This is a genomic window from Tenacibaculum sp. ZH5_bin.1 (assembly GCF_042865525.1).
In the GTDB taxonomy this organism is placed as follows: Bacteria; Bacteroidota; Bacteroidia; order Flavobacteriales; family Flavobacteriaceae; genus Polaribacter; species Polaribacter mesophilus.
On record NZ_JBEGIO010000002.1, the window covers coordinates 39,156 to 55,414 of the forward strand.

Annotated in this window: 10 protein-coding genes; 7 read left to right on the top strand and 3 right to left on the bottom strand. The window is 33.4% G+C overall.

Annotation, left to right across the window (positions count from 1 at the left end):
- The first annotated feature begins 198 nt into the window (after window positions 1-198).
- The gene (metF, locus tag ABHQ57_RS08215; RefSeq protein WP_167713971.1) at window positions 199-1,155 is read left to right on the top strand and encodes a methylenetetrahydrofolate reductase [NAD(P)H]; all 957 of its coding nucleotides are present in this window, start codon (window positions 199-201) and stop codon (window positions 1,153-1,155) included.
- A gap of 382 nt (window positions 1,156-1,537) precedes the next feature.
- Here metF and ABHQ57_RS08220 read toward each other — a convergent pair whose 3' ends face one another.
- The 3 genes from ABHQ57_RS08220 to ABHQ57_RS08230 all read right to left on the bottom strand — a co-directional run bounded on the left by ABHQ57_RS08220 (window position 1,538) and on the right by ABHQ57_RS08230 (window position 9,157).
- Window positions 1,538-2,674 (bottom strand): NAD(P)/FAD-dependent oxidoreductase, encoded by a 1,137-nt coding sequence (locus tag ABHQ57_RS08220; RefSeq protein ID WP_389863238.1) that lies wholly within the window; start codon window positions 2,672-2,674, stop codon window positions 1,538-1,540.
- Window positions 2,675-2,682: 8 nt separating this feature from the next.
- Window positions 2,683-5,871 carry a LodA/GoxA family CTQ-dependent oxidase gene (locus ABHQ57_RS08225; protein ID WP_389863241.1) on the bottom strand — a complete coding sequence of 1,063 codons (3,189 nt, stop codon included), beginning with the start codon at window positions 5,869-5,871 and terminating at the stop codon, window positions 2,683-2,685.
- 310 nt (window positions 5,872-6,181) lie between these two features.
- Window positions 6,182-9,157: an ATP-binding protein gene (locus tag ABHQ57_RS08230; RefSeq protein ID WP_167713969.1), complete on the bottom strand. Its 2,976-nt coding sequence runs from the start codon at window positions 9,155-9,157 to the stop codon at window positions 6,182-6,184.
- Between the two features lie 250 nt (window positions 9,158-9,407).
- Here ABHQ57_RS08230 and ABHQ57_RS08235 point away from each other — a divergent pair, with 250 nt between their 5' ends.
- The 6 genes from ABHQ57_RS08235 to ABHQ57_RS08260 all read left to right on the top strand — a co-directional run bounded on the left by ABHQ57_RS08235 (window position 9,408) and on the right by ABHQ57_RS08260 (window position 16,233).
- Window positions 9,408-9,755, top strand: coding sequence for a hypothetical protein (locus tag ABHQ57_RS08235; RefSeq protein ID WP_156167047.1), 348 nt, complete (start codon window positions 9,408-9,410; stop codon window positions 9,753-9,755).
- Window positions 9,756-10,492: 737 nt separating this feature from the next.
- Window positions 10,493-10,975 (top strand): hypothetical protein, encoded by a 483-nt coding sequence (locus tag ABHQ57_RS08240; protein WP_159611646.1) that lies wholly within the window; start codon window positions 10,493-10,495, stop codon window positions 10,973-10,975.
- A gap of 2 nt (window positions 10,976-10,977) precedes the next feature.
- A complete protein-coding gene (locus ABHQ57_RS08245; RefSeq protein ID WP_389863245.1) occupies window positions 10,978-11,892 on the top strand; it encodes a hypothetical protein in 915 nt (304 codons plus the stop codon).
- A 101-nt stretch (window positions 11,893-11,993) separates the two neighbouring features.
- The gene (locus ABHQ57_RS08250) at window positions 11,994-14,282 is read left to right on the top strand and encodes a TonB-dependent receptor domain-containing protein (protein ID WP_389863248.1); all 2,289 of its coding nucleotides are present in this window, start codon (window positions 11,994-11,996) and stop codon (window positions 14,280-14,282) included.
- A 23-nt stretch (window positions 14,283-14,305) separates the two neighbouring features.
- Complete coding sequence (locus ABHQ57_RS08255) at window positions 14,306-15,523, top strand: DUF4374 domain-containing protein (protein ID WP_389863251.1); 1,218 nt, start codon at window positions 14,306-14,308, stop codon at window positions 15,521-15,523.
- Between the two features lie 8 nt (window positions 15,524-15,531).
- Entirely contained in the window at window positions 15,532-16,233 is a 702-nt protein-coding gene (locus tag ABHQ57_RS08260; protein WP_349265228.1) for an ABC transporter ATP-binding protein, read from the top strand.
- Window positions 16,234-16,259: the final 26 nt, after the last annotated feature.

Here is a 16,259-nt window from a genome sequence, read left to right on the forward strand (position 1 = left end):
AACAATAAGTTTTAAGTTAGGTAAACTAAAAACTACAAAACAGTAGTAATATTGCCATATGAAAAAATCAATAAAATTAGACAAATGAAAAAGTATAATTTGGAGATTCGATTTGCAATACAGCTACTGGTAATGGCAGCAATATCGTTAATTGCAGCTTCATTGGTATAGTTAAATACGTCTTTATAAGATACACTTATGAAGGTAATAGAACATTTAGAAAAAGCTAACGGAGCATCGTTGTTTTCGTTTGAAATACTTCCGCCATTAAAGGGAGATACAATAGAGTCAATATTCAAAAATATTAATCCGTTAATGGAGTTCAATCCGCCATTTATAGACGTAACCTATCACCGTGAGGAATACGTGTATAAAGAGTTAGGAGACGGACTCTTAAAAAAGCAAGTAGTAAAAAAACGTCCAGGTACAGTAGGTATTTGTGCGGCGATTCAAAATAAATACCAAGTAGATGCTATTCCGCATATTTTATGTGGAGGATTTACCAAAGAAGACACTGAAAACTTCTTAATTGATCTCAATTTTTTAGGAATTGATAACGTAGTTGCATTACGTGGTGATGCAGTAAAAAGCGAAACTTATTTTAAACCTGAAAAAGACGGACATGCATACGCAAGTGAGTTAGTTACACAAATAGAGAACTTAAATAAAGGAAGATACTTGGATGATGATTTGCAAAACTCATCAAAAACCGATTTCTGTATCGGGGTAGCTGGGTATCCTGAAAAGCACATGGAAGCACCAAGTTTAGATTCTGATATTCACTTTTTAAAGAAGAAAATTAAAAACGGAGCAAATTATGTGATAACACAAATGTTTTTTGATAATCAAAAGTATTTTGAGTTTGTAAAAAAATGTAGAGAAGAGGGAATTATGGTTCCTATTATTCCGGGATTAAAACCAATCTCAACCAAAAAGCAATTGAATTTAATTCCGCACCGTTTTAAAGTTGATTTACCAGATACTTTGGTAAAAGAGGTTGTGAATTGTAAGAGTAATGCAGAAGTACGACAAGTAGGAGTAGAGTGGTGCATTGCTCAAAGTAAGGAACTACAACAAAAAGGAGTACCTATTTTACATTATTATTCAATGGGAAGATCAACCAATATTCAAAAAATTGCTGAAGGAGTTTTTTAAGATAAATCGTCATTTCATCCATTTGAAAGAATACTGAGTGAATTAGGAATAAAACATCGATATATAAGGCTTTATAGACCACAAATCAATGGAAAATTGAACGATTATGGAGAACCATTGAGGAAGATTTAATTCATGGAACTTATTTTGAATCAAAAGAATATTTAAAAGAAAAAATATTATAATATATTTATTACTATAATCAATAAAGACCACACCAAAGTTTAAATGGTGTGGCTTCTAATATTTTTAACCAAAAATGTCAACGAATTAGTTAACTTTTACAGAAATGATAACATAAGGGATCAAAACTTAGCAGAAAAACCTTTACTCTAAAAGTGAAGCGGTCTTTTTTTGGGTTCTAAAATTAAGAAATCAACAGTTAATAGTTACTGCGTCTTTTCCAAAAAGTAGCTTCTTTCCATCTAGTCTCAGTACTGTAGAAAAAGTTTTTATGTTTTAGATAATGATTCCAAACTTGTTGTAGTTGATTTTCATACAATATATTGAATTTTCCCTCCTTGGTGGAGTCCAAGTCCTTAATAAAATCATACTTAATAAGTAGTTTTTGAAGCTGCATTGCATTTGCCATAGCGTTGAACATTCCTTGAGAAGAAAGCGGATCAAAACTCATAGCTGCATCACCCAAAGCAACCCATTGTTTACCTGTTACTTGTTCTAAACGAGTAGAGTTAGCACTTACCGTACCATGAAAGTTAACAGTAGTTTCGTTACCTTCAATTAAAGGCTGAATGAGTTTGTGTTCTTTGGCAAAGGATAAAAATGTATTTACATGCTTAAAAGTGTTTCTATCCACTAAATCAGGATCCGTTTGAAAAGCGATGACCCTTTTATTATCGGGAACTACAGCACTATACCACCAACCTAAATCATCAGTAGCAATGGTGCTCATGGTATTTTCTTGGGTATTAGGTAAGCTCATCCAACAAGAAATCAATTTATCGTACTGTGTACGTTGAATACCTAAGCTTTTGGTGAAATGAGATTGCCTACCAGTGGCGTCAATTACGAATTTTGCCTGAATAGTATGTGTGGTTCTGTTTTTTAAGTCATCAGACTTTGTGGTTACTTTCCAGTAATTATTTTCATAAGAGCTATTAGAAAGGCGTGTTCCCCAAATACAATTAACTCCTCTTTTAGCAGCAATCTTTCTTAGATATACTTCAAAGTTCTTTCTGTCTAAACTTCTAGAGAATCCATCGGGGTTCCTCATATGGTCAACAATTTGAAGTTGACTATTTCCCCAATAGGATTGCATTCCTAAATTATTACGAAATATGGTTTGTTTTATGGCTTCCGATTCATTTTCTAATAAATCTAACTCTTTTAAAATTCGTTGTGCAGCAGGTGCTAGTGATTCTCCAATTCTATCAACAGGTTCAACTAGTTTATCTAGCAATGTAACATTATAATAATTAACTAAAGAAATGGCGGCAATGCAACCTGCAATGCCACCACCTATAATTAGTATGTCAGTAGTACTATTATATTCTTTCAATTCGTATATTATTTAGGAATATATCTTGAAAAACGTGTCATCTTCTCAGGAATACCAACTTCAACTCTTTTAGGAGCTGCTTCTTGATGCGAATCAGACTGTTTCATATGATGTAACTTAGAAGCAATTAAATGTATGGTTTTAATAACATTTGGTGTTGCTTTAAAGTCTTTTTCTAGTTCATCTTCCGTTAAGCTTAATAAACTACGCTGAGCATCTTCCAAAACAAATTGCTCGTTTAATAAATTATCGTGTGATAGTTTTTCTACGGCTGTATCTATTGTATTTTGAAGTCCTTTCTTTAACGCATGTTTAGCAGTTAAAACACTTTGTAATTCTTGTATGGTAGCTTTTAATAATGTTGCCTCTTGTTCTGGAGTAGGAGTAATCCCCACCTGCATTTCTTCAGGGAAATTAGGATCATGCTGAACTCCTGGACGCTTTTGAACCACGGCTAATTTATCAAAATACTTAATCATGCTATTAATTTGATTTGTATAAGTTGGTGCTTCACCATCTAAGGGAAGGTTGTCTAACCAATCGGAACGGAAATTAAAGGCTTGAATACGGGTTTCTTCAGATAAATTCGAATCCATTGTTTCTTTATAACGTTCTTCATTTAAAACGTTATTTGGTACTCTAGCAGGCCAAAACGTAGGTAAATATGGATCGTATTCACTAGTGTATCCATCTCTACAACTAGCGGTATCTGTTTGCCAAGGAATCGCCATCCAACGAGTAATTCCCCCAGCTACTTGTCCGCCTAAAATAGGTCCTTTTGCCAATGGTAATATATCGTTATTCATCATTGGACCATAATACGTAGTATTAACAGGCGGTGTTTTAGGTGCATGTTTAATTCTAAAAGGAGCCATGTACATTCCAGATGAACGCATAGGCCACGTCATTTCACAACCAGGGTGAAAAGCATCAGCTAAACAAAACTCCATAGCTGCTTTAGTTAACATATCTGGTTGTTCTGAAACAGGAAGTTCGTCTATCGTTGGTGGTTTAGGTACGTGCGGACATCCAGTCATGTCTACATAATCAGCATCAAAATCACCTTGTACCCATTGATCTAAAAATTCTAATTGTAAATCAGATAACGTAGCATGTTGACGTACAGAGCCTGTGGAAGGAATACTAATTGCATCACCATACAACCAAGGCCATAGTTGAGGTGCTTCTGCTCCTGATATGTCAAAACGACGGAAGTTGTTAGAAATCGTTCTACGCATTTCCATATAGGCAGGTGACGGATTCCCTAATCGTTTTATCCACTCATTAGTGGTGTAGTTGAACTGACCGCCAAAACCAAAAGCTCCAGCAAAACCAGCATTTACCCATTGTAAATCAGTCATACGTTGGAAAATTGGTAATATATCTTTGGTAAACGATGGTCTTACAGGACGTACCAACATTTTAGATTTTACAGCTACATCACGCATTAAATCCCACATCGTACGTACCGATTTTTGCATTGGTGCATAATCTGGTGGTGCACAAATAACCCAGGCTGGATCTACTTTTAATTTTGTTCCTTCGTATTCTACTTCCGCAGTAACAGGTCCGTCCGAAATATCATCGTGCCAACCTTCGTTATTGGCAAAAGTAATGGCAATATCGCCGTTGATGTTTTCCGATTTTCCGTGTCCACCTAACATGATTAGACGTCCTTTTTCATCCGTACGCATTTCACCTAAGTACACTTTTTTCGAAAGAAATTCCCCTTCAAAGAAAGGACCTTTGGTAACATTGGCTCCGGTAATAGATTTTGCGCCACCATCAATTAATAAAGAGTTACGGTCTTTTACATCAATATTACGTAACATAGAAGGAGGCATATCAGCAGCTTCAGGAATATCTAAGGCAATGTTGAACTGATACCAAGACGATTTTTGATTGGCTAAATGGCTATGCCATGTAATTTTTGCATTTTCAGCCGTTAATTCCTTTACCGCTTTTCCAGCAGCATTGAATCCGTAGATTCTAAATTGTGCTGCTTGTCTTTTTAAGGCTCCTGTTTTATCTCTGTATGCATAGGGATCGGTTTGTGGTTCAGGATTGTCAACCAGTGGACCAATAAAGTATTCGTTTTCACTATTTCCTACACGCATCACGCCAATAGGAGGGTAGATACCTGCTTTTACGATACAGTCACTATTTTCATCGGTGTTACCTTCAAACTGTGGATTGATTTCTTTAGGTTCTTGTAATTGCTGTCCGTTGGCTTGATGACGTGCTTCGGCACTTGCCGCATACACCACTTTTCTAGCTTGTGCAATCGACCCCAATGGTTCGTGTTGCGGTAAGGTTCTCCAAATATTAAACGCTAAGTTGCTTCCAAACTCGGCTTGTCCAATACTAGCTACATCTTGTTGAGGCAAGTGTAATTTAGCAATGCAGATATACGGACTTTCTTCTGTACTCCAAACTACCTGAGCATCATCTAATGGCATGGTAGCATCGTTAGTACGTAATTGTATTTCGAAACGGAAGGTCGCTTCTTTGGTTAACAAACGTTGTTGTAAATCGATACCTAAGTAATTGTTATCGTTAAAAGGAGTTCCTTTATAAGTGTCTTCAGGAACTAAACGATATTTTACAATTTGTGAATCACCTAATTTAAAAGGAAGAATTGCCCAATAGCTAGCACTTAGTACACTAGCTTCTTCTTTGGTCATTGCTTTTAGAATACTGGCTAATTCAGGGTGCTTTGCTATGTATGAATCATAATCGCGGTCAATAACACCAGCAGTGGTAAAGCTACACATCTGTTGTGCATCACGTGCAAAAAAACGGTCGATGTTTTGAAAGATAAAATCGGTATTGGTACCGTCTCCTAACAATTTAGGACCTTCCACACCAAAGAGTTTCAAGCCGACTCCTAAGGTGGAATGTAAATCGGGAGAAGTTGGTCCAGTATCACTTGAAAAGCGAACAGCACATTCGTAAGTATCACCAGCAAAAATTCCGATTTTGAATTGTTCTTCGATGTCTTTGTTTACTACAAAACGACCGTAAGCGATACCATGTTGTTTTCTAAATACAGCTCTCTCGGCAGGTTGTTGTCCGTTTTCAATACGGGTTTTTTGCCCCATTTCTACAAACATTTCTTTTAAACGTTGTGTAACTTGGGTAATGTCTCCATCGCAGTTCCAGCATGATGAAGATTGATTTTGTGAGGGGTTTGTCATTTTTTGGTTAGTTTTAGTTTGACATTATATACCTTTAAAAATAAGGAATATAAGTTAGAGTTGGTTTTAAGAAACTCTTAAGCGTTAGGATTTTGGTTATTAGTTAAAGGTATTGGGTAATGGGATAGGAGTTGATATTTTAAAGGGAAGTAAGTATTTTTAAGAAGATTTAGAAGTGAATTATATAAATTATAATACTTCAAATTAATTTTTAGTTAAGAATTTTACAGACGTATTTTAAGTAGGTAAAAGGTCTAAAAAAAGAAAAGTTATAGGCAAGACTAATAAAATATAATGTATAAAAATGTAGTTAGTTAGCCATTTCATAAATGTTTAAGTGTCTTTTTAAAATTCCTGAAGGCGTGTTTTTGGTTTCATCAAAAATTCGAGTGTCTCCAAAAAGAATAAAGCTTTCTTTGGCTCTAGAAACCGCTACATTTAGCATGTTAGGCTTGTTGTCTTTTTCAAAAAACAAGGTTCCTTCGTCGTCATTAGAATATACGGAGCTGAACAAGATAATGTTTCGTTCTGCACCTTGTAATGCGTGTACAGTACCTAATTTAATGTCGCTTACTTTATAACCCGCATCGGTTAAGGCTTTTGATAATTCTCCTTTCTGACTAGCAAAAGGAGTAATAATTCCTAAAACACTTTCAATAGCGTCTACATCGTATGCTTCTTGAATGGTTTCTTTGTTTTGTTGTAACCAAGAAATAATAGCTTTTACTTCGCTAATGTTTTGACGACTGTTGTATTTGCGTTCGCTAACTCCTTCTATATGATATGCCATCATTGATGGAAATGCTTGATTTTCTTTCGCCTTTCCTTTCATAGGTTTTAAAATACCATCGTATGCCAATTCGTTACAAAAACTAATAATTTCATCATTACATCGTCTATGTTCCAATAAAACCAATCCTTGTTCTTTTTTAGCGGGTAATGGTGTTTCAAATTCGCAAGCATTTTGAGCCATTTTCATAATACTTCCGCTAGACGCTAAAAAACCTAACTCATCTAAATGTGTGTCATTTTGATTTTCAATAATATCAAGACTTGTTAAGTTTCCTTGGTCAATTTTTTTAGGGATAGACCAAATAGGTTCAATTTGTTGTAAATCACCTACTACAAAGGCTTTTTGAGTTAATGAAAATACAGGGATGCTTACTTCTGGAGTAACCTGACCAGCTTCATCAATAATTAACAAATCCAAAAAGTTGTATAGTGGTAAGTATTCAAAAATAGGTTTTCCGTTTTCGTTTTCTCCTTGAAATTGACTGTATAAAAAGTGACTTGGAGCTGTGTAAAAAGTAGCTACAAAACAAGGGGTAAGCATAGCTCTTCGTTTCCATTTTGCTTTAATAGCATATTCTCCTGTTCCTTTTTCGGTGTTTTCCTCTAACATTTCTCTGGTTTCTAGTAACCAACGCGCTTCCCAATAATGGGTTGCTAATAAGAATGCTTTATGGCGTAAATCAATATCTAATTCATCATAAAAGAAACGCTGTGTTGCATCATTAGAGTTTATTTTTTCATATTCATACGCCCACATTTGTTCTTCTGAAACAAAAGGAAATCCTTTGATGTTATTTTCATACTTCCAATTTTTTAGGCTTAAATGTGATTGCAGTAGCAGATTTACATTGTTTGTACATTCTTTTATATATGCTGCTGCTTTTTTAGCATTCAACAATGTTTCAGCGTTAGCTTTAAAAATGTGTTCAGCATTTCTTGATTCAAACTGAGCTTCATCAATAAAATAGTGTTTTACTTTATCAATAAAATCAGTGTCTTTTGTAGCTGTTTTTAAATCGTTTAAAACAGTTCTCCATTCTTGTAGTTTGGAGATTTTAAACGTACTTTTTTGAACAAAATCTTCTTCGTGTACAAGTATGCTGTTGATGTAGTTTACAGCATTTATATAGTTTCTAGAGAAGTCAACACCATCAGCTAAAATATTTTGAATACCTATAATTTCTTCTTGTAGATGGTTACATACATCGTCAAGTGAATTTGTTTGGGTATTGAAATACTGACAGTAGTTTGTTAAAAAATAATATTCTGCTTCAGAGATATATTTTTCATTTTCCAGATTACAAAGTGTTCCTTCATGACCAAATAAGTTTCCTTTTAAGTAATTGATATTGGCTAGTTTTTTCTCACTTTTTGAACTGGATGGGAGGTAGGTAGCATATCCGTTAAAATCAGGAATCCAACGGTTGGCTAATTCTCCCATAGTACTTTCAGAGTTGATAAAACTATCAATAATATTGGTTACTGCTTGGTTGTTGTTTGAGCAGGCTAAAATTATAGGAGCTTCTTCACCATTAATAGCGGCTTTTACAAACTCGGTAGCCACTAAACTTTGTAATAGGGTAGTTTTTCCAGTTCCTGGAGGTCCGTTTACAGCGGTAACTGCATTTTCTTCGGCTACTAAATACGATAGTAATGTTTTTCGCTGACTAACCGAAAGTGGGAACTTATTCGACATTTGTCCTAAATGCAAATGGTTATACACTAAAAATCCGTTATCGGTAATGGCTTCTTGTCGTTCTCTAGTATATGGATTGATGATTTTAGAGAGTACAGGTAACTCATCCGTATTTTTAAGTAGATTTTCGTACAGAAATAGAATACTTTTTGCGGTAGAAATTTTAGAACTTAATGCGAAATAAGTAAGCTCATATTGTGTGGTATAGCGTTCTACTTGATAACGGTATAGGTTGCTAAAAGTTATCGCAGAAAATACTTCGTTAATATAGTTCCAGTATTCATCCCAAGGTATAGGCTCTTCGCTGTTTTCAAAATCGGGAGCATCTAGGTCTTTAGCATCTAAAACGGTGTCGATAGAAGAGAAGATAAAATCATTCTTAACATCTGCCATAGGTGTTAGATAGTTACGAACAATTAAAGGAAAGCCATCTTTTGGAGCAGATAATTGTCCTGAACGATTTACAATAGCACTAATCCAAAAAGGATGAATGGTGCGCTGTTTGAATTTAGTGTTGTCGGTTTGATATACTAAATGAAAAGGTGCTATTAATATTTTAGTTTCTTCTACCTTATGCCACTTAGGGTTGTCTTTTTTAGTAATTCCTTTTAACCGATTAATTCTACGTTCTTCAACATCTAATAGTTGACCTGCTTGTTTAGAGTTGATGAGTGCGTTACTTAAATCGGATGATTTTTGATGAAAAAGGTTTTTTATTTTACTAATGTCGATAGCTAAATTTTCACTATCAGATAAGCTGTTTTTATAATATTGTAACCAGTTTTTTTCGTCGTTCATAGTTGTTCTCGTACCCTTGAAATGTGATTTTTTCTGTAAGAAAGGGTGCGAAAATACTATATTCAACGGGTGAAAAAATAGTTTTTATTAGCTTTTTATTAACGAAAAAATAGGAGAGAGGATAGTGGGTTTGTTTTCAGTAAATTAAAAATTGTTGTTAAGATGTTGCTTTACACTATGCATAGTTTTCCATAAATATAGTTAGTTTAACTACGAGAGTTTTGTAATAAAATTTAAGTAGTAAAAAAATATGTGTTTATATAATTTAATTTATTATATTCGTAACCAAATGGAAAGTAATCGTTTAAAAAATAGCATTGCATATTTATTTCTTGTCCTGTTTCTATCAATGAAAGTAGGCGGGTTGCACGTGCTATCCCATACAGACGATAAAGACCATACATCACACTGTACGATATGTGATCATGCAGTTGCAAGTGATTTAACTCCGTTAGTTACTCCTGATACTTTAGACTTTTCAATAGAAAGCAATGAATATATTGTTTTGAGGGAAGTAATTAAAGATTATAATTTTATTATTTCAGGTACTATTACTGCGGAGCAACTTTTTTCTAGACCTCCACCTTTTTTAGTGTAAGAGTTTTTATTTTTACATTTAATCTTTTTCTTATTAACTTTTTTTAATTCAAGTATTTGAGCTGTTATAGTGTATTAGCTTAAATAATGCTTGTGATGAATAAGGGATAGGTTGTTGTGATATCTCAGTTTTAAAGAGGAGAGAAAATACTAGCTTAAAAGCTCTTACCACCGCTTTGTTTTTATTTTAATAACCTATTTTCTTTATTGTTTTAAAGGAATAGCTCGTAGTATATTTAGATGCAGGATTATCTTATCTAAAATATATTATAGCAGCTTAGATGTCTTTACGTGTTTTTAAGGGTTTTAAACAGTTATAGGCATTAGATATAATATAAGAAGTAAGAAGAGTACCTAAATATACTAGAGCATAGGTTATTACTAAAATTTAAATTTCAAAAGAATCTTTACAGAAATCTTTCAGTTTTTCAAAAGACTAAGTCTCATTTTGAAAAGCCTAGGAATTCTATTGGATTTGTATACCATAATATTAAAGAAGTTGCAACAAAGGGAATGCTGAAAACCTTATAGAATAGAGTAGGCCAAACTTTAAAATTTTTAATTATGAAAACCAAAGAATCAATGATTTCAGAAATTTTAGCTGATAAGTCTAAGCAAGCAGCTGGAACTACACATTGTAGTAATTGTGGGCACTGTGTTAACACTTTATAGTCTGCAAATTTATAGCGGTAGGATAAATTCCTACCGCTTTTTAAAAAGTAAAAACAGTTAAATATAATGGAAGGAAAAGTTACAGAAGAACAATTACATAAACTCCTAACTTTTAGTGATGAAAATGTAATATCTAGGTTTTTAGATATGTATGATGTTACAGAAACTGAAGCTGAAGATATATTAATGGAAACGTTGAAGTTTTTGTATATAAGTCAAATTCCAGGAGTCTTCATTCCAGATGATTTATTAATTATAGATGAAATGTGGCACAACCTTATACTGTTTACACCACTTTACCATAAGTTTAGTAAAGAATACTTAAACACCCCTTACTTTCATCATCTTCCTGCAACTAAAAAAGAAAAAGATGAAAGAAGTGAGGCTATGAGAATTGCACCAGATGAAGCAAAAGAAGAGTACCTCAAGAAATTGGAATTTTTGTTGTCTACAACCTACGACTATTTAGGTGAAGAAACCATGGTAAAATGGTTTAAAGTATATCCTCAAAAATACAGCAAAGAAAATATTAAAAGATTGAAAAAATAAGGATGAGCATTTTTCCCAAAAGAACCATTCAAGGTAAAACCATTACTATACATTGGAATTTTAATACAGTACACTTAAAAGATAAACACTTATGTCCATTGGTAAAAATAGGAGTAAAAGATCCCAAAGGTAATGTAACAATGCTTTTTGAAAATCATGTTGTTGCTTTTCCAGAAGAAAATGAAAACAAGGAAGTAGTACCACAAAAATTAAAATATTTAAACAAAAACACTCCGCTTTTAGTGTTGGCTTCATATTTAGAAGGAGCTTGTAAACGTGAAAAACTTGTAGAAATTCTTACAAATATACAGGCGGGTCGCCATTATTATTTTACATATAATATACCCGATAATGCTCCTTTAGGAAAATATACTCTCGTATCTGAGGTACATAATAATGGAAATATAAAGTACTCAAAAACTCACTTAGACGATCATTTTTGGGTAGAAAAAGTTTCGCTAATCAATGTAAAAAAAGAAGAAAAAATAGCAATGGTTTACAATCATTCAGAAGAGAAAACTCCAGTAAAAACAGTAAGGTGCTTTATCAACTCTGAAGGTTGTATGAAAACAGAAATGGAAGCTTTTGAAATGAATCCAAATGAAACAAAATCACTTTCAATTTCAACAGGAAAAACTTTTTTACTCTACAATGAAGAACGAGAAATAGTGCCTTTATTAGAAGAGAACCCCGCACACTTAATAAAGAATCACGAAATACTATTAGTTAGTAAATCACCAGAACTTAATTACCTCATGAAAAAGGATACTGATGAAGCTTTTTCTCTTAGATCAGAAGCAAAAGAATTATGGGATAAAGCCGACGGATTACTCACTAAAAACAGTTTATCAAAAAAAGAATTAGAGGTATTTAAAGAAATGGAAGCAGAAGGACTGATAAAGCAAGTAAGGTTATAATGGCTAAAAATTATTTTAAATCAGAGATGTTATACTTTGAAAAAGTAGGAAGTAAAAAAGTTATATGCATACTATTTTTTAGCCTGTTAACAAGTAGTTTTTTGTATTCGCAAACAGTAAAAGTTTCAGGAGTAGTAACTGACAATTTAGGAATTCCTTTATTTCAGTCTCATCTCCAAATACAAGAACTTAATAAAAATGCAGTAACCAATGAAGATGGGAAATTTACATTTAAAAAGATTCCGAAAGGAAAATATAGCTTAAAAGTATCTTATATAGGTTTTAAAACAAATTACCAGACGATAGATGTTTTAGATGAAAAAACGAATATAAAACTTACGATTCAATTAAAGCCTGAGCAAAATCAGCTAAATGAGGTAACTCTTGAAGGAAAATCAACAGTTCAAAGATTAAGGGAGAGTACAGCTAACGTGTCAGTTTTACAAATGGAAAAGTTTCGAGAGAGGAACATTAATACAAGTGATATTGTAAAACAAATTTCAGGGGTAAATGTACGACAAACAGGAGGCTTTGGTAGTGATGCAAAAATCTATGTAAATGGGATGACTGGAAAATCGGTGCCCTTTTTTCTAGATGGAATTCCTTTATCATATTTTGGAGCGGGATTAGGGTTAAATGTATTGCCTTCAAACTTAATAGAACAAATTGAAGTTTATAAGGGAGTAGTACCTGTAGACTTAGGAGCAGATGCTCTTGGAGGAGCGATTAATATAGTTCCTAGAAAATCATATTCAGATTATTTAGATGTTTCCTATTCAGCAGGATCGTTTAATAGCCATAAAATGAGCGTAAATGCGCAATTGATGAGTTCAGACAATCAATGGATGTTTGGGGTAAATTCATTTTTTAATCACTCTGACAATAGCTATAAAGTAGATGTCGAAATACCAAACGAACAAGGAAACCCAAAACCAGCAAGAGTTAAACGCTTTCACGATAAATACTCTAACCATCTTTTAAACATTTATGCAGGAGTTTTAGATAAAAAGTATGCAGATCGATTGGTTCTCAGTGCGCGTTATTCAGGACTTGACGATGATATACAGCACAATGCTATTATGGCTCAACCTTATGGGGAAGCCACTTATAGTGAATCAACCGTTGGAACTTCTTTAGAATATGAAAAAAAGAATATTTTAAAGAAAATGAACATGAAATGGTATAGTGCTTATAACCGTACCAGAGGACATTTTATTGATACTACCCTGAATGCCTATACTTGGGATGGTAAAATATATCGTAAACGGACAGATGGTGGGGAAATTTCTACCTCACGAAATTCTTTAAAATTAACCTCTCAAAGTGTTTTAAATCGAGTTAATTTAAACTACCATCCTTGGAAAAAAGGAAAGTTTACATTGAATCTTTTTTCATCTTGGTTCAGAAGAGTAGGAGAAGACTCAATTGCGGCTGAGTTTTATGGAGAAGACTTTTTTAAGAATCCAACCCAGCTTTTTAAAAATGCTTTAGGAATAGCTTATGAGCACCGTTTTTCAAAAAATTTAACGAGTTATACAGCAGCAAAACATTTTTGGTTAGATGCGGATGGGTATGAAATAAAAAACCTTGATTTTGTTCCTAACCAGCAAGAAACATCAAATTTTGGATTTTTACAATCGCTTCGTTACCATCTTACAAAATCTTTTTTAGTAAAGTCTTCTTACGAGTATGCTACGAGACTTCCTGATGAAGTGGAGCTTTTTGGAGACTTTACCTTAATAAAATCCAATCCATTTTTAGAGCCAGAACAAAGTCATAATCTTAACTTAGGTTTTCAGCTAAAAACAAAAAAGGTTAATTGGGATACGAATCTTTTTTATCGAGGAACAAACAATGTTATTTGGTTGCGAACCTCACAGTTTTATTCCCAATATCAAAATTTACTAAAATCACGTACGCTTGGGGTTGATATGGAGCTGCACTATCGTCCGGTTGATTTTCTTGATATAAAAACAAATGCTACTTATCAAGATTTACGAAATCGTTCACCGAAAAGTATTACTGGTGCTGTGGATAATCGTTATTTTAATGCAAGACTACCTAACATTCCTTATTTTTTTGGAAATGCAGAAGTACGTTATCACAAAGAAAATTTCTTGCACACAAAAAATACTATTTCAGTATGGTGGTCTGCAAACTACGTAAATGAATTTTATCTGTTTTGGGCTGTAGATGGTAATAAAGATTTAAAAAACACCATTCCATCTCAATTTACTCAAAATTTAGGGATTACTCTTTCTCGTCCAGAAAATAGATGGACGGTTACTGCCGAAGCAACCAATATATGTAACGAAAAAGTATTCGATAACTTTAGTGTACAACGTCCTGGAAGAGCATTTTATATAACACTTAGAACATTTATAAATTAAAAATAAACATCAATAAATAAAAAATGAAAACACAATTCTTAAAAAAAATAAGTTTAGTATCACTTTACACATTTGTATTAGTTTTTACATTCATAGGGTGTAGTAGCGATGATAATTCACCAGTTGGAACCGATCCAGTAACTATTAATTTTGGGATTACAACAGTAAGTGGAGCATTTCCTAATCAGACCTCTTATATTCAAGGAAAATCAAGTTTAGAATTTTCAACGATAGGAAATGACAAGGCGTTAGAATTAACTGGAAATACAAGAACAGTTTCTTATAATAAAGAGTTGTATGCATTGCCTTTTGGAGCACCTGCAACTCTTGCAAAATATTCATTTAATGAAGAAGGAAATGCAGTTGAAGATCAACGTATTGTTGTTCCTGGAGCAAATACTTTTTCTGCCCTTTATTTTGAAAGTGAGGAGGTAGCGTATGCTTCAGTAGCAGGGGGAATTTCAAAGCTTATTATTTTCAATCCAACTACGATGCGTATTACAGACGAAGTAGCTTTAACATTAATTAAAGAAGAATTTCCTGAAGCTACACGTACCTATTATACAGATATGATTGAACGCGATGGAAAGTTGTTTATGGGAGTGCATTATGAGAAGAATTTTGCTCCAGTAAACGATTGGGCATATGTAGCGGTAATTGATTTAAAAGAGAAAAAGGTAGAAAAAATAATTTCGGATAAAAGAACAGGAATGGTGTTTGGCGGACATGCAGCAAATGCAGGAATGATTAAAACTACTAATGGGGATATTTATGTACAAGGTTTAGGAACTACAATGAGTAGTGGAAGTAGCCCTAGTGGTTTGCTAAAAATACCTAATGGAGAAACTTCTTTTGACCCAGATTATTTTATGAATATGCAAGAAATAACAGGAAATGTATGTTATGGAATTTATCATGCGCCTAATGGAAGAAGTTTTACAGCAAGAGTAGAGGAAGTAAGTGATTTTTATGAGTATCAAACGGGACAACCGCAATTTAAATATTTTGAGATTGATGTTCAAAAAAAGTCGAGTTTAGGGGCTGTATCAGGACTTCCTACCACATATGGATCTCGTAGTATGATTATTCTTCCTTATAAAGACCAAAAATTATTATTTACAACAGCAACGAATGATGAAAATGCTGTGTTTAGTTTTGACACTAGTTCAAATACATCTAGTAAAATGTTTACGTCTACAGGAGGTTACATATCAGGTCTTGAAGATTTTAATAACGAATAGAATACACCATGTTAAAAGCACAAGATCTCACAAAAAAATATGGTGATTTTACCGCCTTGAATAGTTTAAATTTAAATATTAAAGCAGGAGATATTTTTTGCTTGCTCGGAGCTAACGGTGCGGGAAAATCAACAACTATTAATTTGTTTTTAAATTTTATTGAGCCTACATCTGGTAGTGCTTTTGTTAATGATTTAGATGTAACAAAGAACCCACAAGAAACAAAAAAATGGTTGTCTTATATTCCTGAAAATCTCCAGTTGTATCAATATATGACAGGACTGGAGAATCTTCACTTTTTCTGTGGTCTACAAGGTGTGGATATAGAAAAAGAAGCATTAGAAAACTTATTAATACAATCAGGTTTACAAAAAGATTTTATTAAGAAAAGAGTTCGTAGTTACTCTAAAGGAATGAGACAAAAAGTAGGGATTGCTTTAGCGAGAGCTAAAGGAGCCAAGGTATTACTTTTAGATGAGCCTACATCTGGGTTAGACCCTAAAGCAAGTAATGAGTTTTCTGAGCTTCTACTTAACATGAAGCAACAAAAAGTAGCCACTTTAATGGCAACACACGATCTTTTTAGAGCTAAAGATACAGGAACACATATTGGTATTATGAAAGAAGGAGTTTTGGTTGAAAAGATGGAATCAAATCAAGTTTCTTTTCATGATTTAGAACAAAAGTACTTAAAACACATGCATGAATAGTATGTAATAAGTTATTACATCTAAAA

Bases quoted from the DNA above. Each gene is read 5' to 3' on its own strand.
- ABHQ57_RS08230 (WP_167713969.1), bottom strand. From the start codon at position 9,157: ATGAACGACGAAAAAAACTGGTTACAATATTATAAAAACAGCTTATCT.
- ABHQ57_RS08245 (WP_389863245.1), top strand. From the start codon at position 10,978: ATGAGCATTTTTCCCAAAAGAACCATTCAAGGTAAAACCATTACTATA.
- ABHQ57_RS08260 (WP_349265228.1), top strand. From the start codon at position 15,532: ATGTTAAAAGCACAAGATCTCACAAAAAAATATGGTGATTTTACCGCC.
- ABHQ57_RS08225 (WP_389863241.1), bottom strand. From the start codon at position 5,871: ATGACAAACCCCTCACAAAATCAATCTTCATCATGCTGGAACTGCGAT.
- ABHQ57_RS08235 (WP_156167047.1), top strand. From the start codon at position 9,408: ATGTGTTTATATAATTTAATTTATTATATTCGTAACCAAATGGAAAGT.
- metF (WP_167713971.1), top strand. From the start codon at position 199: ATGAAGGTAATAGAACATTTAGAAAAAGCTAACGGAGCATCGTTGTTT.
- ABHQ57_RS08240 (WP_159611646.1), top strand. From the start codon at position 10,493: ATGGAAGGAAAAGTTACAGAAGAACAATTACATAAACTCCTAACTTTT.
- ABHQ57_RS08255 (WP_389863251.1), top strand. From the start codon at position 14,306: ATGAAAACACAATTCTTAAAAAAAATAAGTTTAGTATCACTTTACACA.